General features: G+C 60.5%; 22 protein-coding genes. 12 read left to right on the top strand and 10 right to left on the bottom strand.

Annotation, left to right across the window (positions count from 1 at the left end; genetic code table 11):
- Positions 1 to 73 precede the first annotated feature (73 nt).
- From lnt to trmB, 4 genes are all read left to right on the top strand, one after another.
- Complete coding sequence (gene lnt / locus ASE04_RS11435) at positions 74 to 1,678, top strand: apolipoprotein N-acyltransferase (RefSeq protein WP_056816808.1); 1,605 nt, start codon at positions 74 to 76, stop codon at positions 1,676 to 1,678.
- A gap of 152 nt (positions 1,679 to 1,830) precedes the next feature.
- Entirely contained in the window at positions 1,831 to 2,250 is a 420-nt protein-coding gene (locus tag ASE04_RS11430) for a helix-turn-helix domain-containing protein (protein WP_056816803.1), read from the top strand.
- A 182-nt stretch (positions 2,251 to 2,432) separates the two neighbouring features.
- A complete protein-coding gene (gene metK, locus ASE04_RS11425) occupies positions 2,433 to 3,686 on the top strand; it encodes a methionine adenosyltransferase (RefSeq protein WP_056816799.1) in 1,254 nt (417 codons plus the stop codon).
- Positions 3,683 to 4,384, top strand: a complete 702-nt coding sequence (gene trmB / locus ASE04_RS11420; protein ID WP_056816794.1) for a tRNA (guanine(46)-N(7))-methyltransferase TrmB — start codon at positions 3,683 to 3,685, stop codon at positions 4,382 to 4,384. Before metK ends, trmB begins: the two co-directional genes overlap by 4 nt.
- 7 nt (positions 4,385 to 4,391) lie before the next feature.
- Here the strand turns inward: trmB and ASE04_RS11415 are convergent, their stop codons facing one another.
- The gene (locus ASE04_RS11415; RefSeq protein WP_056816791.1) at positions 4,392 to 4,649 is read right to left on the bottom strand and encodes a DUF1150 family protein; all 258 of its coding nucleotides are present in this window, start codon (positions 4,647 to 4,649) and stop codon (positions 4,392 to 4,394) included.
- 49 nt (positions 4,650 to 4,698) lie between these two features.
- Positions 4,699 to 5,130 carry an Hsp20 family protein gene (locus ASE04_RS11410; protein WP_056816788.1) on the bottom strand — a complete coding sequence of 144 codons (432 nt, stop codon included), beginning with the start codon at positions 5,128 to 5,130 and terminating at the stop codon, positions 4,699 to 4,701.
- A gap of 259 nt (positions 5,131 to 5,389) precedes the next feature.
- On the opposite strand from ASE04_RS11410, the gene ASE04_RS11405 reads away from it, so the two are divergent.
- Complete coding sequence (locus tag ASE04_RS11405) at positions 5,390 to 6,334, top strand: nucleoside hydrolase (RefSeq protein WP_056816783.1); 945 nt, start codon at positions 5,390 to 5,392, stop codon at positions 6,332 to 6,334.
- Positions 6,335 to 6,386: 52 nt separating this feature from the next.
- On the opposite strand, the gene grpE is transcribed toward ASE04_RS11405, so the two are convergent.
- Positions 6,387 to 7,016 carry a nucleotide exchange factor GrpE gene (gene grpE, locus ASE04_RS11400; RefSeq protein WP_056816779.1) on the bottom strand — a complete coding sequence of 210 codons (630 nt, stop codon included), beginning with the start codon at positions 7,014 to 7,016 and terminating at the stop codon, positions 6,387 to 6,389.
- Positions 7,017 to 7,235: 219 nt separating this feature from the next.
- On the opposite strand from grpE, the gene ASE04_RS11395 reads away from it, so the two are divergent.
- Positions 7,236 to 7,670 (top strand): GFA family protein, encoded by a 435-nt coding sequence (locus ASE04_RS11395; RefSeq protein ID WP_056816775.1) that lies wholly within the window; start codon positions 7,236 to 7,238, stop codon positions 7,668 to 7,670.
- A gap of 2 nt (positions 7,671 to 7,672) precedes the next feature.
- On the opposite strand, the gene hrcA is transcribed toward ASE04_RS11395, so the two are convergent.
- Positions 7,673 to 8,761, bottom strand: a complete 1,089-nt coding sequence (hrcA, locus tag ASE04_RS11390) for a heat-inducible transcriptional repressor HrcA (RefSeq protein WP_056817655.1) — start codon at positions 8,759 to 8,761, stop codon at positions 7,673 to 7,675.
- A gap of 174 nt (positions 8,762 to 8,935) precedes the next feature.
- Here hrcA and rph point away from each other — a divergent pair, with 174 nt between their 5' ends.
- Genes rph through hemW form a run of 4 tightly spaced genes read left to right on the top strand, consistent with a single transcriptional unit; the run spans position 8,936 to position 11,931 of the window.
- Entirely contained in the window at positions 8,936 to 9,655 is a 720-nt protein-coding gene (gene rph / locus ASE04_RS11385; RefSeq protein WP_056816771.1) for a ribonuclease PH, read from the top strand.
- The gene (locus ASE04_RS11380) at positions 9,652 to 10,068 is read left to right on the top strand and encodes a VOC family protein (RefSeq protein WP_056816767.1); all 417 of its coding nucleotides are present in this window, start codon (positions 9,652 to 9,654) and stop codon (positions 10,066 to 10,068) included. Before rph ends, ASE04_RS11380 begins: the two co-directional genes overlap by 4 nt.
- A 7-nt stretch (positions 10,069 to 10,075) precedes the next feature.
- Positions 10,076 to 10,720 (top strand): RdgB/HAM1 family non-canonical purine NTP pyrophosphatase, encoded by a 645-nt coding sequence (gene rdgB / locus ASE04_RS11375; protein WP_056816764.1) that lies wholly within the window; start codon positions 10,076 to 10,078, stop codon positions 10,718 to 10,720.
- 8 nt (positions 10,721 to 10,728) lie between these two features.
- A complete protein-coding gene (gene hemW / locus ASE04_RS11370; RefSeq protein WP_056816761.1) occupies positions 10,729 to 11,931 on the top strand; it encodes a radical SAM family heme chaperone HemW in 1,203 nt (400 codons plus the stop codon).
- Here the strand turns inward: hemW and ASE04_RS11365 are convergent.
- Complete coding sequence (locus ASE04_RS11365) at positions 11,928 to 12,845, bottom strand: DMT family transporter (protein WP_056816756.1); 918 nt, start codon at positions 12,843 to 12,845, stop codon at positions 11,928 to 11,930. The two genes, hemW and ASE04_RS11365, sit on opposite strands and share 4 nt — an antisense overlap.
- A gap of 217 nt (positions 12,846 to 13,062) precedes the next feature.
- On the opposite strand from ASE04_RS11365, the gene gcvA reads away from it, so the two are divergent.
- The gene (gene gcvA / locus ASE04_RS11360; protein WP_056816752.1) at positions 13,063 to 13,947 is read left to right on the top strand and encodes a transcriptional regulator GcvA; all 885 of its coding nucleotides are present in this window, start codon (positions 13,063 to 13,065) and stop codon (positions 13,945 to 13,947) included.
- 214 nt (positions 13,948 to 14,161) lie between these two features.
- Entirely contained in the window at positions 14,162 to 14,917 is a 756-nt protein-coding gene (gene fhuF / locus ASE04_RS11355) for a siderophore-iron reductase FhuF (RefSeq protein WP_056816748.1), read from the top strand.
- Between the two features lie 63 nt (positions 14,918 to 14,980).
- On the opposite strand, the gene ASE04_RS11350 is transcribed toward fhuF, so the two are convergent.
- The 5 genes from ASE04_RS11350 to mutM form a co-directional block, all read right to left on the bottom strand.
- A complete protein-coding gene (locus tag ASE04_RS11350; protein WP_056816745.1) occupies positions 14,981 to 16,063 on the bottom strand; it encodes a saccharopine dehydrogenase family protein in 1,083 nt (360 codons plus the stop codon).
- 121 nt (positions 16,064 to 16,184) lie between these two features.
- Positions 16,185 to 17,735 (bottom strand): chromosomal replication initiator protein DnaA, encoded by a 1,551-nt coding sequence (dnaA, locus tag ASE04_RS11345; RefSeq protein ID WP_056817651.1) that lies wholly within the window; start codon positions 17,733 to 17,735, stop codon positions 16,185 to 16,187.
- Between the two features lie 842 nt (positions 17,736 to 18,577).
- Entirely contained in the window at positions 18,578 to 18,856 is a 279-nt protein-coding gene (gene rpsT / locus ASE04_RS11340; protein ID WP_056816740.1) for a 30S ribosomal protein S20, read from the bottom strand.
- 185 nt (positions 18,857 to 19,041) lie between these two features.
- Entirely contained in the window at positions 19,042 to 19,815 is a 774-nt protein-coding gene (locus ASE04_RS11335; protein ID WP_056816736.1) for an enoyl-CoA hydratase, read from the bottom strand.
- Between the two features lie 14 nt (positions 19,816 to 19,829).
- Entirely contained in the window at positions 19,830 to 20,720 is an 891-nt protein-coding gene (gene mutM, locus ASE04_RS11330) for a bifunctional DNA-formamidopyrimidine glycosylase/DNA-(apurinic or apyrimidinic site) lyase (protein ID WP_056816733.1), read from the bottom strand.
- Between the last annotated feature and the right edge of the window lie 42 nt (positions 20,721 to 20,762).

Raw genomic sequence — 20,762 nt, 5'->3', positions numbered from 1 at the left:
CGCAAGCCACGACAAACTGTGCCTTTTTTGAAAGACTGCGGTCCTGATTGATTCGCGGCTTGGCGGGGTGTGCATGGAGCGACTTGCGGACAAGGTTATCCTGGTCTGGGGTTTCAGGAGAATGTTGTTGGCCGTGTTTGCCGGCGCATTCGGGGTCCTGGCACTCCCGCCGATCGGCTTCTTTGCCGCCATGTTCGTCTCGTTCACGCTGCTGGTGTGGTTGATCGACGGCTCCGCGGCTGCGCCGAACAGCAATCCCGTCGGGCGGCTATGGCCGTCCTTCGTGATAGGATGGCTGTTCGGTTTCGGTTACTTCGTCGCCGGCCTCTGGTGGCTTGGCCATGCCCTGATGATCGACGCGGAAGAGTTCGCCTGGGCGCTGCCGCTGGCCATCTTTGGCCTCCCTGCCCTGCTTGCCATCTTCTACGGCCTGGCGACCGCGCTGGCGCGGGTCTTCTGGTCCGACGGCATCGGCCGAATTGCAGCACTCGCGGCAAGCTTCGGATTGCTGGAGTGGACAAGAAGCGTGGTCTTCACCGGCTTCCCCTGGAACGCGATCGGCTACGCAATGACACCGGTTCCGCTGATGATGCAGTCGGCACATGTGATCGGCATCATGGGGATCACCGCGCTTGCCGTTTTCGTCTTCAGCGCGCCTGCCCTTCTCGGGACCCGACAGGGAGCGAAATTGGGCCTGCCGCTCGCAGCCCTGATCTTCGCGGCCCATCTCGGCTACGGCGCCTATACGCTCTATGGCCCCTCCGCCGTCACGCCGAAAGCCGATGGCAAGAGCCCGGTCGTTCGTCTCGTCCAGCCGATGATCGAGCAGACAGCGAAAATGGATAGCGACGGGGATCGCGCGGCGATCTTCGAAAAACATCTGAAGCTTTCGGCCGAGCCGCCCAAGGATGGAAGCAAGAAGCCTGACATCATCGTCTGGCCGGAAACAGCAATCCCCTTCATCCTGACCGACAATCAGGACGCGCTCACGCGGATCGCCGATACGCTTGACGACAACCAGATCCTGATGGCCGGCGCCGTGCGTGTCGAAGACATGGGACCCGGCAACCCGCCGCGCTACTATAATTCGATCTATGTGATCGACGGACGCGGACAGATCATCGGCGCCGCCGACAAGGTTCACCTCGTGCCCTTCGGCGAATACATGCCGTTCGAAAGCATTCTGAACGAGTTTGGCATACAGAATATCGTGGAGATGCCGGGCGGTTTTTCGGCCGCAGCCAATCGTCAGCTGTTGACGTTGCCAGGTGGGCTCAAGCTCTACCCGCTCGTCTGTTACGAAATCATATTCCCCGACGAGATGACCGGCGACATCGGCTCGGCGGCTGCAATTCTCAATGTGACGAACGACGCCTGGTTTGGCGCGACGCCCGGGCCTTATCAGCACTTTCAACAGGCGCGTGTGCGCGCGGTGGAGACGGGTCTGCCATTGATTCGCGACGGCAACAGCGGCATTTCGGCCCTGGTGGATGCCAAAGGGCGCGTCGTGGCTGGCCTCGCCCTCAATGAAACTGGCTTTGTCGACGCAACCCTTGATAGAAGTGCATTTAGTAGCGGTTCGACATATGCGCGACAAAGGTACTTCTGGTTGATCGAAATACTTCTGTTTGCAATTGCAGCCGGTTCGCGCTTTGGTTTTGTTTTCAAGCAGAATTGACCGAAAACCCCTAAAATTGCATAGTGGTTGCGATCGGCGTTCTTAACGTATGTTTCAAGGTGATTAATCAAAGCTTTGCAACGTGGCGTTTTGGGGATGGGTTTGGGCATGCCGGTTTGAACAAGGTTGAAAATTATTGTTAGGGCAGGACCATGATTGAAAATAAGAAGAAGCCAAACCCCATCGACATCCACGTTGGCAGTCGCATTCGCCTTCGCCGCACAATGCTTGGAATGAGCCAGGAAAAACTAGGGGAAAGCCTCGGCATTACATTCCAGCAGATCCAGAAATACGAAAAAGGCACCAACCGTGTTGGTGCAAGCCGCCTCCAGAATATTTCCAGCATCCTGAACGTGCCGGTTTCATTCTTCTTCGAGGACGCACCCGGCGAACAGTCCGGCATGCTGACCGGGATGGCAGAGGCCTCCAGCTCAAACTACGTGGTTGACTTCCTCTCCTCTTCGGAGGGCCTGCAACTCAACCGGGCCTTCGTCAAGATTACCGACCCCAAGGTCCGCCGCAAGGTGGTCGAACTGGTCAAGGCGCTCGCGGCCGAAGCCGACAGCGAATAATCGCCCACAAAAATACAGAGTTTTGGGAAAGCGGTCGAAATGGCCGCTTTTTCTGCGTTTTAGGGCATAATTTGCCACTTTGCCGCAGACATAAAGATATATTTATGTCCTTCTACGCTTGTTTTTCGCCCCTGAACTGGGTACCTACTACCCAGCTTTTGTTCTTTGAGGGAAATCCCGAAATGCGCGCCAATTATCTCTTCACCAGCGAGTCAGTTGCAGAAGGTCATCCGGACAAGGTGTGTGACCGCATCTCCGACGAGATCGTGGATCTGGTCTATCGCGAAGCCACCAAGACCGGCGTCAATCCATGGGGCGTGCGCATCGCCTGCGAGACGCTGGCGACCACCAACCGCGTCATCATCGCCGGCGAGGTTCGCTTGCCCCCGAGCCTGATGAAGAAGGACAAGAACGGTAACGACGTCATCAACCCGTCGAAGTTCAAGGCCGCGGCCCGCCGCGCCATCAAGGACATCGGCTACGAGCAGGACGGCTTCCACTGGAAGACGGCGAAGATCGACGTGCTGCTGCACTCGCAGTCCGCCGATATCGCCCAGGGCGTCGACAACGCTGCCGATCAGCAGGGTGACGAAGGTGCAGGCGACCAGGGGATCATGTTCGGCTACGCCTGCAAGGAAACGCCTGACCTCATGCCGGCGCCGATCTACTACTCGCACAAGATCCTGCAGCTGCTCGCAACCGCCCGCAAGAAGGGCGACGGCGATGTCGCCAAGCTCGGCCCCGATGCCAAGAGCCAGGTGACTGTCCGCTACGTCGACGGCAAGCCTTCCGAAGTGACCTCGATCGTTCTTTCCACCCAGCATCTCGACGACAGCTGGGATTCCAAGAAGGTTCGTGCCGTTGTCGAACCCTACATCCGCGAAGCGCTTGGCGACCTGCCGATCGCCAGCGATTGCAAGTGGTACATCAACCCGACCGGCAAGTTCGTCATCGGCGGTCCCGATGGTGACGCCGGCCTCACCGGCCGCAAGATCATCGTCGACACCTACGGCGGTGCGGCTCCGCATGGCGGCGGCGCATTCTCCGGCAAGGACACGACCAAGGTCGACCGTTCGGCTGCCTATGCTGCGCGCTACCTCGCAAAGAACGTCGTTGCCGCCGGCCTTTCCGACCGCTGCACGATCCAGCTCTCCTACGCCATCGGCGTCGCGCAGCCGCTGTCGATCTATGTCGACCTGCACGGCACCGGCAAGGGCGTGACGGAAGACCAGGTCGAAGCCGCGATCCGCAAGAACATGGACCTGTCGCCGACCGGCATCCGTCGTCACCTCGACCTCAACAAGCCGATCTACGCCAAGACTTCCGCCTATGGCCACTTCGGCCGCAAGGCCGGCCGCGACGGCTCGTTCTCCTGGGAGCGTACGGATCTCGTGAAGGCGCTCAAGGACGCCGTCAAGGTCAAGGAAGCAGCATGACCGACATGGAACGCCGCGGACGGGCGACCGAAGCCTTCTTCGGTCGTCGCAAGGGAAAAGCTCTGCGCGAACATCAGGCGGAGCGACTGGACACCCTGCTTCCGGCGTTCATCATCGATCTCTCAGCGGCTCCGCCCGAGCCGCTGAAGGACCTTTTTCCGGTACCGACCGACAGGCTGCGCCTCGAAATCGGTTTCGGCGGCGGTGAGCATCTCATTCATCGCGCGCTGGAAACGCCCTCCACCGGTTTCATCGGTGTCGAGCCGTTCATAAATTCCATGCAGAAGCTGTTGTCGAGCGTCGACGGCGCCGGAGCCCGAAACGTCCGCGTCTACAACGACGATGCGACACAGCTGCTGGACTGGCTGCCTGATGGCTCCATCGACCAGATCGATCTGCTTTACCCGGATCCATGGCCAAAGCGGAGGCACTGGAAGCGCCGTTTCGTCTCAAAGACGAACCTCGATCGTTTCCACCGCGTATTGAAGCCTGGCGGGCTGTTTTGCTTTGCCTCTGATATCGATACTTACGTCAACTGGACGCTCTTGAAGTGCCGCGACCACGGCGGCTTCGATTGGCTGGCGCAAAACGCCGCCGACTGGCTGACGCCCTACGAGGGCTGGCCGAGCACGCGCTACGAGGCGAAAGCACGTCGCGAAGGCAGATCGTCCGCCTATCTCACATTCAAGCGAGTCTGAGCCTGCCTTAGTGCAGGCTCACCGTTTTCAGTTCATCCTCTGCAGCCTTGAAGAAGGTGCTGGAGCGATTGTCCGTCAGCAGAATCGGCGTGCCGTCTGCGCCGAACAGTGCCCAGAGGTCGACGCTCGGATCGATATCCGGCGCTTCGGGAAAGCATCTGGATACGTCTTCAGACCGTATTTTGCGGATATAGGCGACCTCACCGTTGCCGATGCCGGCAAGTTCGGTTTTGGTCAGGTGCGAATTGGCTTCTTTCATCAACATTCCTGTACCTCCATGAGAAGGGACCAACGGCTCAAACAGTGCCGTTGTTCTACTGTGAGACTGAAATGTTAATTTTCTTCACCATACGGGCCGGTTCCGGCCGAATGAGATCCACGGAAAGAAGACCGTTCTTAAGACTTGCGCCGAGAACCTGCATACCGTCGGCCAATACGAAGGTGCGTTGAAACTGGCGCGCGGCGATGCCGCGATAGAGATAATCCCGCTCGCCCTGATCGACCTGGCGGCCACGGATCGACAGTTGATTTTCCTCGACCGACACGTCGAGTTCTTCTTCGCTGAAGCCGGCCACCGCAAGCGTGATCCGCAAGCGTTCCGGATCGTCTGCCGCGCGATCCGCGGCAATGCGTTCGATATTGTACGGCGGGTATCCATCGCTGGCCTTGGACAGACGCTCAAGCGTTTTTTCCATGGCGTCAAAGCCCAGGAGCAAAGGGCTGGCGAAGGGCGTAATACGGCTCATAGTCATCAAGTCCTTGATTCAAGCGACCTTGCCGGACCTGACGCTCAGCATCCGGATACCTCTAATATGGGAACGGCGACGCTCTGACGCAAGGCAAAGCTCGGCGCGGCATATGGTTTGCCCGGTTGCATGCGCTTGACAAAGCTGACTGGGCCTCGCATCAAAACGTGCCCCGCAGCGGCTGCGCCGATTTGGAGCGGGCAATGGACCAATGGTGCAAACCAAGAAGACAAGCACCTAGGAGGATGGAACAACTGGAATGGCAGACCCGAGAAAGATAATTATCGACACCGACCCAGGTCAGGACGATGCAGCCGCGATCATGCTGGCCTTCGGCAGCCCGGAAGAACTCCAGGTGCTGGGCATCACTACGGTCGCCGGTAACGTGCCGCTCTCCTACACCAGCCGCAATGCACGCATTGTCTGCGAGCTCTGTGACCGCACCGATACGAAGGTGTTCGCCGGCGCCGACCAGCCGATCGCCCGCAAGCTGGTGACTGCCGAGCACGTGCACGGGAAGACAGGCCTCGACGGCCCAGTTCTCGACGAGCCCACAATGCCGCTGCAGGCGCAGCATTCGGTCGATTTCATCATCGAAACGCTGCGCAACGAGCCTGAAGGCACCGTCACGCTCTGCACGCTCGGACCGCTGACCAACATCGGCCTGGCGTTCCAGAAGGCGCCCGACATCGTTCCGCGGGTTTGCGAACTGGTCATGATGGGCGGCGGCTTCTTCGAAGGCGGCAACATCACCCCGGCGGCCGAGTTCAATATCTACGTGGATCCCGAGGCTGCGGATATCGTGTTCCGCTCCGGCGTCCCGGTCGTGATGATGCCGCTTGACGTCACGCACAAGCTGCTGACCCGCAAGGACCGCGTCAAGCGCATGGCCGATCTCGGCACGCGCCCGGCCATCGCCATGGTCGAGATGCTGGAATTCTTCGAGCGCTTCGATATCGAGAAGTACGGTTCGGACGGCGGCCCGCTGCACGATCCGACCGTGATCGCCTATCTGCTGAAGCCGGAACTCTTCAAGGGCCGGACCTGCAACGTGGAGATCGAGGTAAAATCGGAGCTGACGGTCGGCATGACCGTCGTCGACTGGTGGCACGTCACCGACCGCAAGCGCAACGCGCAGGTCATGCGTGACGTCGATGCGGACGGTTTCTTCGATCTCTTGATCGAGCGCTTCGCCCGCATCTGATGATTACAAAAGGCGCCTGAGAGATCAGGCCCGCGTAGCGGGCCCGATCGGATCAGGCGTCCTTCTGGTCGAAGATCGAATTGGTATCGGGTTCGACAAGCTTCGGGCCGCCCTTGGCGACACCCACCATGGCAGGACGCAGAACGCGCTCGCCAATCGAATAGCCGTCCTGAACGACCTGAACCACCGTGTTGTTAGGCACTTCAGGATTCGGCACTTCGAACATCGCCTGGTGGAAGTTCGGATCGAACTTCTGGCCAACCGGCTCCAGCTTGCGGACGCCGTGGCGTTCTAGCGTCGACAGCATCGAGCGCTCGGTCATCTCGACGCCTTCGATCAGCGTGTTGAGGCCGGCATCGCCAGCCGCCTTGGCTTCTTCAGGAACGGCGTCGATGGCGCGACGCAAATTGTCCGAAACCGCGAGCATGTCGCGTGCGAAACCTGCTGCTGAGTAGGTCTTGGCGTCCTTGACCTCACGCTCCGTGCGGCGACGCAGGTTGTCCATTTCGGCAGCGAGACGCAGATAGCGATCGCGCAGCTCGGCATTTTCAGCCTTCAGGAGGGCCAATGGATCGGGCTGCGCCGTGTCTTCGGCGGCCTCGTTTTCGACGTTTGCGGCCGCGTCGGCTGCAGCTTCGGCCGCGGCGGCGTCAGGTCCGTTCTTCGTCGTTTCGTCAGTCATGACGTTCTCCGGTAATTGGTGTCTTTTAGGATGTGCCCGATATCGAGCTTTGGCGGGCAAAAATCAAGTCTGCGTGACCGAAAAGCGTGCGATGCGGGTCAAGCTGGATCGTCTTCGCCGCCATCCACCACCTTGACTCGCCCTCTCTAAAGTTCTTTTATTTTAGCGCTACCTAAACATCCCCGTGCTTCGGCCTTTTTCCGGTCAGGGAGCTGCCACATGAGCGATCAGAAGAGTTATTCGGGGCGCTGCTTTTGCGGTGCCGTGGAGATTGTTGCTACCGGCGAGCCGGTGGCCATGGGTTATTGTCATTGCGCCTCCTGCCGCCATTGGTCGGCGGGGCCGGTCAACGCCTTCACGCTATGGCAGCCGCAGGCTGTCCGCGTCACCAAAGGCGGAGAACATGTGGAGGGCTACCAGAAGTCCGACACAAGCGTGCGAAAGTTCTGCGAGCTCTGCGGAGGACATCTCTACACGGAGCATCCGACCTGGGGCATTACCGATGTCTACGCGGCGCTCCTGCCCGATTTCAACTATGTCCCGGCACTGCACGTCAACTATCAGGAAAGCGTCCTGCGGATCCGCGACGGGCTGCCGAAGTACAAGGACATGCCGGCGGAGATGGGCGGCTCAGGCGACCTGCTGCCGGAGTAGCCCTATTTCGCGCCGCGTGACAGGCGCGTCATCAGTTGCGCGGTATAGTCGACCATCGGCACGATGCGCGAATAATTTAGCCGCGTCGGTCCGATGACGCCGACGGCGCCGACAATGCGGTCGTCGTCGTCGCGATAAGGCGCAACGATCAGCGACGAGCCGGAGAGCGAGAACAGCTTGTTCTCCGAGCCGATGAAAATCCGCACACCCGGACCGCTTTCGGCGAGATTGAGAAGCTCGAGCAGGCTGTCCTTCTTCTCAAGGTCGTCGAACAGCATGCGCAGCCGGTCGAGATCATCAGCACCGGCCAGGTCCGCAAGCAGATTGGCACGTCCGCGAATGATAAGCTGCGCCGGCTTGCCTTCGTCGGCGCTGCCGGACCACACGGCAATACCACGCTCCACCAGCGCCTGCGACAATGTATCGAGCTCGCTGCGCACCTCGTCCTTCAGCCGGCTCAGCTGATTGCTCAGTTCCGGCAGCGTCTGGCCGGTCATATGCGCGTTGAGAAAATTCGCGGCTTCGGTCAGCTGTGACGAGGTCACGCCGGCCGGAAGCTCGATGATGCGGTTTTCCACCTGGTCGTGATCACCGACGAGCACGGCGAGCGCCTTGGTTGGCTCAAGCCGGATGAATTCGACATGCTTGAGGACCGGATCGCTCTTCGAGGTAATGACGAGGCCGGCACCGCGCGAAATGCCAGAAAGCATTCGGCTTGCCTCGTTCATCATCAGTTCCATCGGATTGTCGCGGCTCTCGGCGCGCACCTGCCGGTCGATGTTGGCACGGTCCTCCGCGGAGAGGTCTCCCACCTGCATGAAGGCATCGACGAAAAAACGCAGGCCGATCTGCGTCGGCAGGCGACCGGCGCTGACGTGCGGCGAATAGATGAGGCCGAGCTCTTCCAGGTCGCTCATGACGTTGCGCACGGAGGCCGGCGACAGCGACATCGGCAGAATGCGCGACAGGTTACGGGAGCCGAGCGGTTCGCCCGTTTCCAGATAGCCCTCTACGATGCGGCGAAAGATTTCCTTGGAGCGTTCATCCAGCGCAGCCACGACATCTGAAACCGACGTTGATCTGAACTCCATGAAACTTTGTATACCCGTGCTGATGATGGTGACAAAATATAGCCAATCTCCCGGCAGCGGCAAAAGGGAAATTGCAAATGGACGCTGCCAATCGTAGAAGCTCTCAACAACATAAGCACGCATGACTTGTCCAGGATGGTTCATCGTCCCGGCATCATGCTTCAGGAGAATTCTATGCGGCCCTCAGGCAGAAAAACCGACCAGATGCGCAAGGTCTCTTTCGAGCGCAACTTTTCAAAGCACGCGGAGGGCTCCTGTCTGGTGAAGTTCGGCGATACGCATGTGCTGTGCACGGCAAGCGTCGAGGAAAAGCCGCCCGCATGGCTGCGCAACACTGGCAAGGGCTGGGTCACGGCTGAGTACGGCATGCTGCCGCGCGCGACCGGCGACCGCATGAAGCGCGAAGCTGCGACCGGCAAGCAGGGTGGCCGCACCCAGGAGATTCAGCGCCTGATCGGCCGTTCGCTGCGCGCGGTCGTCGATCTCAAGGAACTCGGCGAGCGCCAGATCACCCTTGACTGCGACGTTATCCAGGCGGATGGCGGCACGCGCACGGCATCGATCACCGGCGCCTGGATTGCGCTGCATGACTGCCTGAAGTGGATGGAAAGCCGCAACATGCTCAAGGTCGAGCGTGTGCTGAAGGACCATGTCGCGGCAATTTCCTGCGGCATCTTCGCCAACCAGTCCGTGCTCGATCTCGACTATCTCGAGGATTCCTCGGCCGAGACCGACGCGAACTTCGTGATGACGGGCACCGGCGGGATCGTTGAAATCCAGGGCACGGCTGAAGGTGCACCCTTCACCGACGAGGAGTTCGCATCGCTGATGGCACTCGCCAAGGGCGGTATCGCCGAACTCGTCACGATGCAGAAGCAGGCCATCGCCGGATGAACGACATGCTGGAAGGCATGCTGGAGACGGCGCTTTATGCTGGCGATCTCGACAAGGCCGAAGCCTTCTACGAAGGTATTCTCGGTCTTTCGAAGATCTCGCGGAGCGGTGACCGGCATGTCTTCTTTCGCTGCGGCCCGGGCGTGCTGCTGATCTTCAATCCTGACGAAACGATCAAGCCTCCCTCACCCGGCTCCCTGCTGGTGCCACCGCACGGAACGACCGGCGCAGGACATGCCTGTTTCCGTGTGTCCGGGGAAAATCTCGATGCGATGGCCGACCGGCTTAAATCGGCGGGCGTTGCCATAGAATCCGAAGTCACCTGGCCGCAGGGCGGTCGATCGATCTATTTCCGCGACCCTGATGGCAACAGCCTCGAATGCGCTGAAGCACGGATCTGGGGCATCGAATAGGACAACCATGCGCAAGCTCGAAACCAAGACCATCGTCGTTGCCAGCCACAATGCCGGCAAGATCCGGGAAATCCAGGACCTGATCGGCCCGCTCGGCTTCACGGCGAAGTCGGCCGCCGAATTGAACTTCGTCGAGCCAGATGAAACCGGGACGACCTTCGAGGAAAACGCAAGGATCAAGGCACTCGCTTCGGCTGAGGCTTCCGGCCTGCCCGCGCTTTCCGACGATTCCGGCCTTGTCATCGATGCGCTCGGTGGCGATCCTGGCGTTTACACCGCCAACTGGGCCGAGAAGCCCGACGGCACGCGCGACTTCGTGATGGCAATGGAGAAGGTTGAGGCGGCTCTGGATAAAGCCGGCGCGTCGAAGCTGGAGCAGCGCACGGCGCGGTTCGTCAGCGTTCTCTGCCTTGCCTGGCCTGATGGTCACACGGAGCTTTTCCGGGGTGAGGTCGAAGGCGCCGTAGTCTGGCCGCCGCGCGGCAGCCAGGGCTTCGGTTACGATCCGGTCTTTCAACCCGAAGGCTATGAGACTACCTTTGGTGAGATGAGCGCGGAAGAAAAGCACGGCTGGAAGCCGGGCGACGCAAAAGCCCTGTCGCACCGCGCCCGCGCCTTCAAGATTTTCGTTGAAACCTGCCTGGAAGCATAAGGGCAAACGTGGACATTTTGGAACAGCCTAACCTGACACGCTATGCCGCACTTCTGCCCGACACCGGCGAACCCGGCTTCGGCGTCTACGTGCATTGGCCGTTCTGTGCCGCCAAATGCCCCTATTGCGACTTCAACAGCCATGTCCGCCATCAGCCGGTGGATCAGGAGCGCTTCACCGCGGCCTTCCTGAAGGAAATGGCGACGGTGCGCCAAATGAGCGGACCGAAGACGGTCACCAGCGTCTTCCTCGGCGGCGGCACGCCCTCGCTGATGAACCCCTCGACGGTTGCTGCCATTCTCGACGGCATCGGCAAGCACTGGCATATGCCCGATGGTATCGAGATCACCATGGAGGCGAACCCCTCCAGCGTCGAAGCGGAGCGTTTCCGCGGCTATCGCGCCGCCGGCGTCAACCGCGTCTCGCTCGGTGTCCAGGCGCTGAATGACCGCGATCTGAAGTTTCTCGGGCGGCTGCACGACGTTGCCGATGCGCTGAAGGCCATCAAGCTCGCGCGCGACATCTTCCCGCGCATGTCCTTCGATCTGATCTATGCCCGCCCGAACCAGACGGTCGACGAGTGGGAGCGCGAATTGAAAGAGGCGATTTCCTATGCGGTCGATCACCTCTCGCTCTATCAGTTGACGATCGAAGAAGGCACGCCCTTCTTCGGACTCCACAAGGCCGGCAAGCTTATCGTTCCGGATGGCGAACAATCGGCGCTGCTCTACGAGGCGACCCAGGAGATCACCGCCCGCGAAGGGATGCCTGCCTACGAGGTGTCCAACCATGCCCGCCCGGGTGCGGAGAGCCGTCACAACCTCACCTATTGGCGTTATGGCGACTACGCCGGCATCGGACCCGGCGCCCATGGACGGCTGACACGCGGCAGCATGAAGATCGCGACCGCGACCGAGCGCAGGCCGGAAAGCTGGCTCGATTTCGTCGAGCGCGACGGGCACGGCATGATCGAGCAGGAACAGCTCGGCTATGATGAGCAGGCGGACGAACTGCTGCTGATGGGGCTGCGCCTGACGGAAGGTGTCGATCTCGCCCGCTGGCAGCAGCTTTCGGGCCGCGATCCCGACCCGAAGCGGGAAGAGTTCCTGCTGGAGCACGGCTTCATCGAGCGGATCGGCAATTCTCGGCTTCGCTGCACGCCATCAGGCATGCTGATCCTCGATTCCGTCGTCGCCGATCTCGCCTGCTAGGCAGGCCGCTTTCTGCCGAGAGAGAACAGCCGTCCGTCGATCGCCGCAAGGCCGATCGCGATCATCGCCATGCCGATCAGGTGCTTGACCTGCAGCTGTTCGCCGAGAATGGCGGCGCCGAGCAGGATGGCGCTGACCGGAATGAGGAAGGTGACGAGCATCAGGTTCGTCGCGCCTGCGGTCGCCAGAATGCGGAAGAACAGCACATAGGCGATCGCGGTCGATAGCAGCGCAAGCCCCAACAACGCCATCCACGTCTCCGTCGAGGGCGCGGCCAATGTCCACGGCTGATCGACGACAAGCGCGATCGGCAGCATCAACACGGTCGAGGCGGTAACCTGCCCTGCGGCGGGGATCAGCGGCGCCATGCCCATCTGGCGGAAGCGGCGACCGAAGATGCCGGCAAAGGAGTAGGACAGCGCGGCACCCAGCACGGCAAGCTGCGCCAGCACATTCGAGCCGAGGTCCCGCAGCACGTCGAAGCCGATCATGTAGGCGACGCCGGCAAAGCCGACGAGAACGCCAAGCAGGCGATTGCCGGTCATTTTCTCATCGGCCGTCAGGAAGTGCGCGACGACGACCCCGAAGAGCGGCGTCGTGGCGTTCAGGATCGAGGCAAGACCGCTTGCGATATGCGTCTGCCCCCAGACGATGAGGCAGAACGGGATCATGTTGTTCAGGATACCCATGCCGAAGAAGGCCGCCCAGGATTTGCCGTCGCGCGGCATGGCATGGCCCGTCACCTTCACGATAACATTCAGCGCAAGTGCGGCGATCAGAACCCGGCCGGTGACGATGGTGAACGGCGGCAGCGTCTTCACGAGAATGCCGTTGAAGAGGAAGGAACCACCCCACAGCAAGGAGAGCACCAGCAACATTCCCCATTCGGCAAGGCCCATCTGCTTCTGCTGCATCACTCTCTCCCTGTGTCAGCCTGTCTATGGCCTACATGCCATCACAGCCTGCCGCCACCCGATTGTTGCGTGGCGAAGATATCGCCATATCCGATTTAATCTCGTCCGTCAGACAGCCTGAAGCGGCTTCAATGATAGCTTTCATGCTGATATTATTGCTATGCCGCCTGTGCGACAAACGAGTCTTTCTCGATCCATGATATAGCTGAGCTAAACCATGAGCGATTATCTCCCTTCCCTTTCGGCGCTCCGCGCCTTCGAAGCCGCCGCCCGGCATCTCAGCATGACACTGGCCGCGAAGGAGCTCAACGTCACGCCGGGCGCCGTCAGCCTGCAGATCCGCGATCTGGAAACGTCGCTCGGCGTCAAGCTTTTCGAGCGAAAGACCCGCGCGCTGGCTTTGACTGCGGAGGGTGCGGATTATTTCGCGACGCTGCGGGCCGCTTTCCGTCTCGTCAGGGAAGCAACGGCGGCGATTACATCGCGCGGGCGCGGCGCCATCCTCAGTGTCACCTGCACAGCCGGTTTCGCGACCTATTGGCTGGTGCCGAGGCTCAGCCGGTTCGAGACCCTGCATCCGGAGATCGATGTGCGCATCAGCGCATCGCACCGCGTTCTCGACTTCCGGCGCGATGGTATCGATCTGGCCATCCGGCATGGGCTTGGCGGCTATGAAGGCCTTGTCAGCGAACGCCTCGTGGACGATGAACTCGTGCCTGTCTGCACGCCGGCGCTTGCCGCCGGGCTCGGTGAGAAGCCTGCCCCGAACGCGCTGGCCGGCTTCCAGCTGATCCATGATGTCTACCGTCATGATTGGCAGCTCTGGCTGGAAGCTGCCGAGGCAGCCGTCGTCGATCCGTCTCGCGGACCGATCTTCATGCACGGCAATGGTGCCTATGACGCGATGAAGGCCGGGCACGGATTTGCTCTGATGCGACGATCCTTCGTGGAAGCGGAGCTTCGCGAGGGCGCGCTCGTCGCTCCCTTCCCGATCGGTGTTGCAAGCCGGCTTGCATTTCACCTTGTCTATCCTGGGCCTGCGCTTGAGCGGCCGGCCGTGGCCGCGTTCCGCCGGTGGCTCCTGACGGAAGCAAAAGGCTGACGTTCTGGAACGATTGCCCGCAGCGCAAAAAGTGGAATAGAAAAGTCATCATTTCCTATTCCAATGCCCGCATTTCTTGAGTATTTAACTCTTGATATTTGAGACGTACGGCATATCGACCGATGAAAAATCAGACACGTTATGAGCAGTCGAGGCAACTGCGCTCAGCCGAGGAGCGCGCGTTCGCCAGATCCAGCGTGGCTGCGACGCACTGATGGCGAATGCTGCCCGGCATATCGCACCCATGGAGAGCGAACCTGTCGGGCTGTCGCCGGCATTCGTCGGTGACCATGCCTGGTGCCAGGAACGCATGATGCTCTCGGCGGAACTGCCTGACGGAATTCCGTTGCCCGCTTTCTTCGCGGCCGGCGGCGACTTCGAACGCGCCATAGAGCGGTACATGGCCAAGACCGGCGGCACCGATCGGCGCGCGGTCGTCTCGATGTGGTCCCTTTATTATTTTTCCGGCCTTACCATTCCCTATCTTCTGGCGCGTCGGCTCGCCAAGCAGTCCCTGCCGGTCGATTTCAGCAGAATGACGATCGCGCTGCATGAGGATGGATTGCCACGGGCTTTCGGCGTCCCGCACGCGGGAACGACGCGCGCGGCGACAGACGACAGCTTCGAGAGCGTTTCCGATCTGATGGAGACGCATCTGAACGAGACGGTCGCGAGACTGAAAGGCTGCGGGCTTTCGGCCAAGCTCTGCTGGAACAATGCCGCGGTCTATATCGACTATGTGATGCGACTGACTTCGGCTGACAAGTCGATGGAGAACGACCTGCCGCTTTTCATCCGCGGCTGCCTGCCTGACGGGGGCGTCAATCCGTTCTGTGGTTGCGTGCGCTACGTCGAGGACGAAGGAGAGCATGTCGCCAGACGCAAGATCTGCTGCATGCGTTATCTGCTGCCGGGAGTCCCAAGCTGCGGCAAGCGCTGCGCCTTGCCTAGCCAGAGAAAGCCGTCCTAGCCTCGAAACAGCGACGGCGGAAACGCCGGCCCCGTAAGGGCCGACGTCCGGTGCAGCAATCGACTAGCGCTGCTTGTGGGCGCCACCCTTGAACAGGCTGCCGGTCGGCGTCTGCAGGAACATCTCCAGCGGAATATGCTCCTGATGCAGAAATCCGCTGTCCGGCAGCAGGCCGTCCCGGACCATCTCGATCACGGCAACAACAGAGGCAGAAGTCGTCCAGGCGATGGCGGTACGCCGCGCACCCGCGATCTCGATCGGATAGTAGGCGCGGACGAACTCCTTGCGGCGGAGACTGCCCGCCTGCGTGCCTTCCGCGGCGACGTGGACATAGACCACATCGTCATCGACAGGCGGTTTCGCATTCGTGAGGATTTCGCCCGCGAGACCGCGCTTGTCGCGCATCAGCAGTTCATGGAAGAAGAAGTTCATCAGATCCATGTGGCCCGGATAGCGCATGGTCTTGTAGTCGAGATTGTCGACCTTGCCGAGCAGCGTGTCGCACATCGTGCCGAGACCGCCCGACGTCGTGAAGGCCTCGAGCTTGACGCCCTCGACATAGATCGTTTCCAGCCATTCCATCGGGGAGACGAGCTTGCGCACGCCGCCTTCTATGACCTCGCAGTCGTTGAGATACTCGTTGACGACACCCTCGGGCGACCAATTGAAGGCATAGCCCAGAAGCCCGGTCGGATTTTGCGGCAGGGCGCCGACACGCATGCGGATGGAGCGGCAACGGTCGAACTCGTCGGCAAGGCTGGCGCCGACGATGCCGACGAAGCCGGGGGCGAGACCGCATTGCGGCGCCATCAGGCCGCGTGCCGATTTCGAGAGCTGGATGATGAAGTTCGTCGTCGGGACGTCTTCGGTCAGGTCGAAATAGTGGATGCCGGCCGTGTGGGCCGCGCGTGCCAACTCCATGTTGAGATGATAGGGCAGGCACGACAGTACCGCCTCGACCTCGGACAGCAATTTTCCAATCACCACCGGGTCGGAAATATCGCCGCTCCGGAATGCGAAAGGCGTTTCGCCGGCGGGTGGCTGTGCATCGACGCCGATGACCTCGAAGCCTCCCTCGTGCAAAAGCGTTGCCGCCAGCCGTCCGACCTTGCCCAGGCCGATGACGGCAATTTTCGTGAAAGTCATTCTTTTCCTCCTAAGCGCCGCACTCCTCCTGCGGCGTACTCAGGCGGTATAGAATAAAACCCTTATAAAAGAAAATGGCCGGAATCGCTCCCGACCATCGAAGATTGTGAACAAGCGCAGCTTATTCGTTAATCAGGCGCTTCAGCAGCTCGACCTCGTGCGACAGCTTGGTGTCGCCCGAAATCAGTTCCTCGATCTTGCGCACGGCATGAAGAACCGTGGTGTGGTCACGCCCGCCAAAACGGCGGCCGATTTCCGGGAACGAGCGGGGAGTGAGCGTCTTCGCCAGATACATGGCGATCTGCCGTGGCTTGACGATAACGCGCGTGCGGCGGTTCGAAACCAGCTCCTGGCGCGAGACGTTGTAGTGCCGTGCAACGATGCGCTGGATGTCTTCGATGCGAACCCGGCGCGGCTCACCGGAGCCGACAAGGTGAGCGAGGAGCTCATCGACACGCTCGATCGTCAGGTTCGGCTCGAACGAGCGCCGGAAGAGCAGCTGGTTGAAGGCGCCTTCCAGTTCGCGGCCGCTTGCCGTGATGCTGCGTGCAACGTGGTTCAGCAGTTCCGGCGACATATCCAGCGACGGATCTTCCGTGCGTGCGACCGCCAGACGGCGCTTGAGGATTTCAAGACGCATTTCATAGTCGGGAGCGTCGAGTTCGATCGCAACGCCACCCTGCAGTCGCGAGCGAACGCGCGGATCGAGCGATTCCAGTTCCCACGGAGCGCGGTCGCCGGCAACGACGACCTGCTTGGCGCTGTCGAGCAGCATGTTCAGGAGATGGCAGAACTCGTGCTGGATCATCTTGCCCTGCAGGAACTGCATGTCGTCGATGATCAGAAGGTCGATGTTGCGCAGCGAGTCCTTCAGGGTCAGCGCGTCGTTGTCACGGATAGCCGTGGCAAACCGCCACATGAAGTATTCCGCGGTCAGATAAACGACACGGAGCGCGCGCGGGTTCTGAACGGCCGCGTTGGCGATCGCCTGCAGCAGATGCGTCTTGCCGAGACCCACGGTGGAGTGCACGAACAGCGGATTGAAACGCACGGCGCCCTGGCCGGCCTCCGCGATAGTCTTTGCGGCTGCAAGGGCAACGCGGTTGGAGCTGCCTTCAACGAAGGTGTCGAAGGTGAAGCGCGCATCCAGCGGCGAACCGAACAGCGGCTGGCCGGAGGTTGCGGGCCGCGATGCTGCGGCCGCGGACACGGCCTGCTGCACGATGTGACCAGCAGGCTGGGCGATCGTCGTACGCCGAACCGGAGAACCGGATACGGGCTCCTGCGCAGCGGCTTCTTCGGCCGGCTTGCTTACGCCGCGAGCGGCGGTCCGGACCAGAATCTCGACCTTGAGAATTTCCGCGTCCTCAGCCTGGAAAATGCTGGTGATGAGATCAAGATAACGGTTGTTGATCCAAGACTTCAAAAAAGTCGTCGGCACCGTCAGCCGGACGACACTCTTGGAAACCGAATGCAGCTTCAGCCGGGCAAACCAGCTTGCGTAAACGTCGGGACCGACCTGCGCCTTTAGGCGAGCACTGACACGATCAAAAAGTATGCCATTCTTCATATCTCCCTTTTCCCCCGCCGCTTCTGGGCAAATAGAGCCGAATGCCTGCGATGCTTTGTCCGTCTCGTCCAGAGCATTCGCCGCCGATGAATTCATGTGCATATTGCCGCCTTCCAATTCCACCGGGCGGCCTATTCCGTCGCCCGATCATTTCCCCGCTATGGCCTGCCGTGGCACCCTCATGCCCCACCGCTGGCCGGTTCACTCAAACGCCTGCCCCGCAACAGGGGGCGACTATGCCGGGGATGAAGAAGCTAGCCTCATGCATGCTTGCCCCACCCGCATTGCCGGCTTCCGCTCCTCGTCCAAGCGGTTACCTGCCTACCTGCGCAAAGGTCTCCTCTCCCAAGACCTCACGCAAAGCGTGTACTCATGAACGCACAAACGATCTCGTTCCGCGACAGCCAAAGTCGCGGTCCAATCTGCGCCGGTGCGTGAAAATCCGAGGGTAATTCCCTCGCCACAAAAGACACAAAGCAATCAGCCTGCCGACGTGGCAGTTTCAAGACCAAGCCTTAAACAGGTGATGTCCGAGCCCCTTGTTGAGCGGCATTTAGGCAGGATCGATTGCAGAGATCAACGATGAATTTTACGCAAAATTAAGATGGCCCAGTTGACTCCGGCGCCAGCTTTAGGGCGTCACGCCGGTGTCAAAAAAGAATCGCTTTTGAATCAAGGAGATTCCCATTTCTGGCAATTTTGACACGCATAAAAAGAAAAAAAGAAAAAAGCTTCTTGACTCGTTTTGTACCCCGCTACGGAAGGTCCGAGTCGTCTGACTTGACAGCATCCTGACGCAAGCCATTGTTTTTAAACATTTTTTTGTGTCATCCGCCCGACATGAAATCGTCGCTGAATTAACCAAAACTTTGGCCATTGGCGGAATCGAAAAAGCCCGACAAAGTTGCCGGGCTAATCATAACAAAGCGTTTGTTAACGAAAGATTATGCGGTTGCGGAAACCGACAGAGCCTTCACACGAGCTGCCAGGCGCGAGACCTTGCGGGATGCCGTGTTGGCGTGAACAACGCCCTTGCTTGCAGCGCGAGCCAGTTCCGGCTGCGCGGCGAGGAAAGCTTCCTTTGCCTTGGCAGCATCACCAGATGCGAGTGCCTCTTCGACCTTGCGAACGAAAGTACGAACGCGCGAGCGACGAGCCTTATTGACGTCGGTACGGCGGGCGATCTTGCGGGTCGCTTTTTTCGCCGAAGTTGTATTGGCCATGGATGCCTCTCTAAGAATTCGAACAAACTCCGCCATCACCGCGGGCCCTGCGGCCACTTCATACAGCAATGCGGGAGCATAATCGGAAAACCGGAGTGGCTTCCCGAACCGTGGGCGGGCATATAACCCTAAAGCCGACCCACGTCAACGCGCATTTTCAAGGAAACGCCGCCTTTCTCGAAGGTTCAGCGGTTCTTGAAGGCAGGCTTACGCTTTTCGATGAAGGCCGTCATCCCCTCTTTCTGGTCTTCGGTCGAGAACAGAGAATGGAAAAGGCGACGTTCGAAACGCAGGCCCTCGTCCAACGTCGTCTCCAGCGCGCGGTTTACCGCCTCCTTCGCCATCAGTACGGACGGACGCGACAGGGAGGCAATCTTGGCGGCCGCCTCCAGCGCCTCGTCCAGCAGACGCTCAGGCGCCACTACACGCGAAACGAGTCCCGCGCGCTCGGCTTCGGCGGCATCCATCATCCGACCGGTGAGGATCAGGTCCATCGCCTTATATCTGCCGACGGCACGCGTCAGCCGCTGTGAGCCGCCCATGCCAGGGATGACGCCAAGGGTGATCTCGGGCTGGCCGAACTTGGCGGTTTCCGAGGCGATGATGATGTCGCACATCATGGCAAGCTCGCAGCCGCCGCCGAGCGCAAAACCGCTGACGGCAGCAATGACGGGCTTGCGCACCTTGGCGACATCGTCCCAGCCGCTCATCAGGTCGCGGCTGTAGACGTCGACGTAGCTGAGCGGCTGCATTTCCTTGATGTCGGCGCCGGCCGCGAATGCGCGCTCGGAACCGGTCAGCACCATGGCGCCGACGGCGTCATCGGCCTGGAAGGCTTGGTAGGCCTGCAGGAGTTCCTTCAGCACCGTCGAGTTCAGCGCATTCAGCGCCTGTGGGCGGTTCAGGGTGATCAACCCGACGGCACCGCGGGTTTCGACGATGAGCGTTTCATAGGGCATGGACAGTCCTCCCGTTATTTCTGGCAGGTCGGGCAATAGAAGGTCGAACGTCCCGCCTGAACGATGCGTGCGACCGTACCGCCGCAATCAGGCGTGCGGCAAGGCAGACTTTCGCGGTCATAGACCGAGAAGGAATGCTGGAAGTAGCCGAGCGAACCGTCCGTCTGGATATGGTCCCGCAGCGACGAGCCGCCCGCCTTGATGGCGTCGGCAATGACATCGCGGATCGAGGTGACCAGAAGATCCATCTGCTTGGTCGGCTTGCCGGTCTTCGTCACAACAGTCGACGCGGCGCGGGTCGGGCTCAGGTGCGCGCGCCACAGCGCCTCGCAGACGTAGATATTGCCGAGCCCTGCGATATTCTTCTGATCGAGCAGCGCGCTCTTCAGCGGCTGCGCCTTGCCGATGAACCGTTCCGCCAGATAGGCGGCGCTGAGTGCGTTGCCTGTTGGCTCTGGCCCGAGGCCGAAGAGGAAGGGATTGAGCTCAAGCTCGGAGCGCCGCGCCATATCCATGAAGCCGAAGCGGCGCGGGTCATTATAGATGACGCGGCTGATGCCTGTCGGTCCCTCGAGATGGAAGATGGCGTGGTCGTGCTTTTCATCCTTCGAACGCGGATGATGAAAGTCGCCAGGCTGATCGGACACCGGCCCGGTCTCGATGCGGAAGGAGCCGGACATGCCAAGATGCGAGATGATCGTCGTGCCGTCGTCGAGGTCGATCAGCAGATATTTGGCGCGGCGGCCGAGTGAGATGATTTCGCGACCGGTTGCCCGGGCCTCCAGGCCATCGGGAAAGGGAAAGCGCAGGTCCTTGCGGCGCAGTTCCAGGCGGGCGATGCGCGCGCCTTCCATCGTGGGGGCAAGCCCGCGTCGGACGGTTTCGACTTCTGGCAATTCCGGCATCTTAACCCATCTATATCTAACATGTTTCAACCACGGGCGTTG

The sequence above is a fragment of the Rhizobium sp. Root708 genome (assembly GCF_001429725.1).
Taxonomy (GTDB): Bacteria; Pseudomonadota; Alphaproteobacteria; order Rhizobiales; family Rhizobiaceae; genus Rhizobium.
This window is presented reverse-complemented; position numbering and strand designations above follow the sequence as displayed.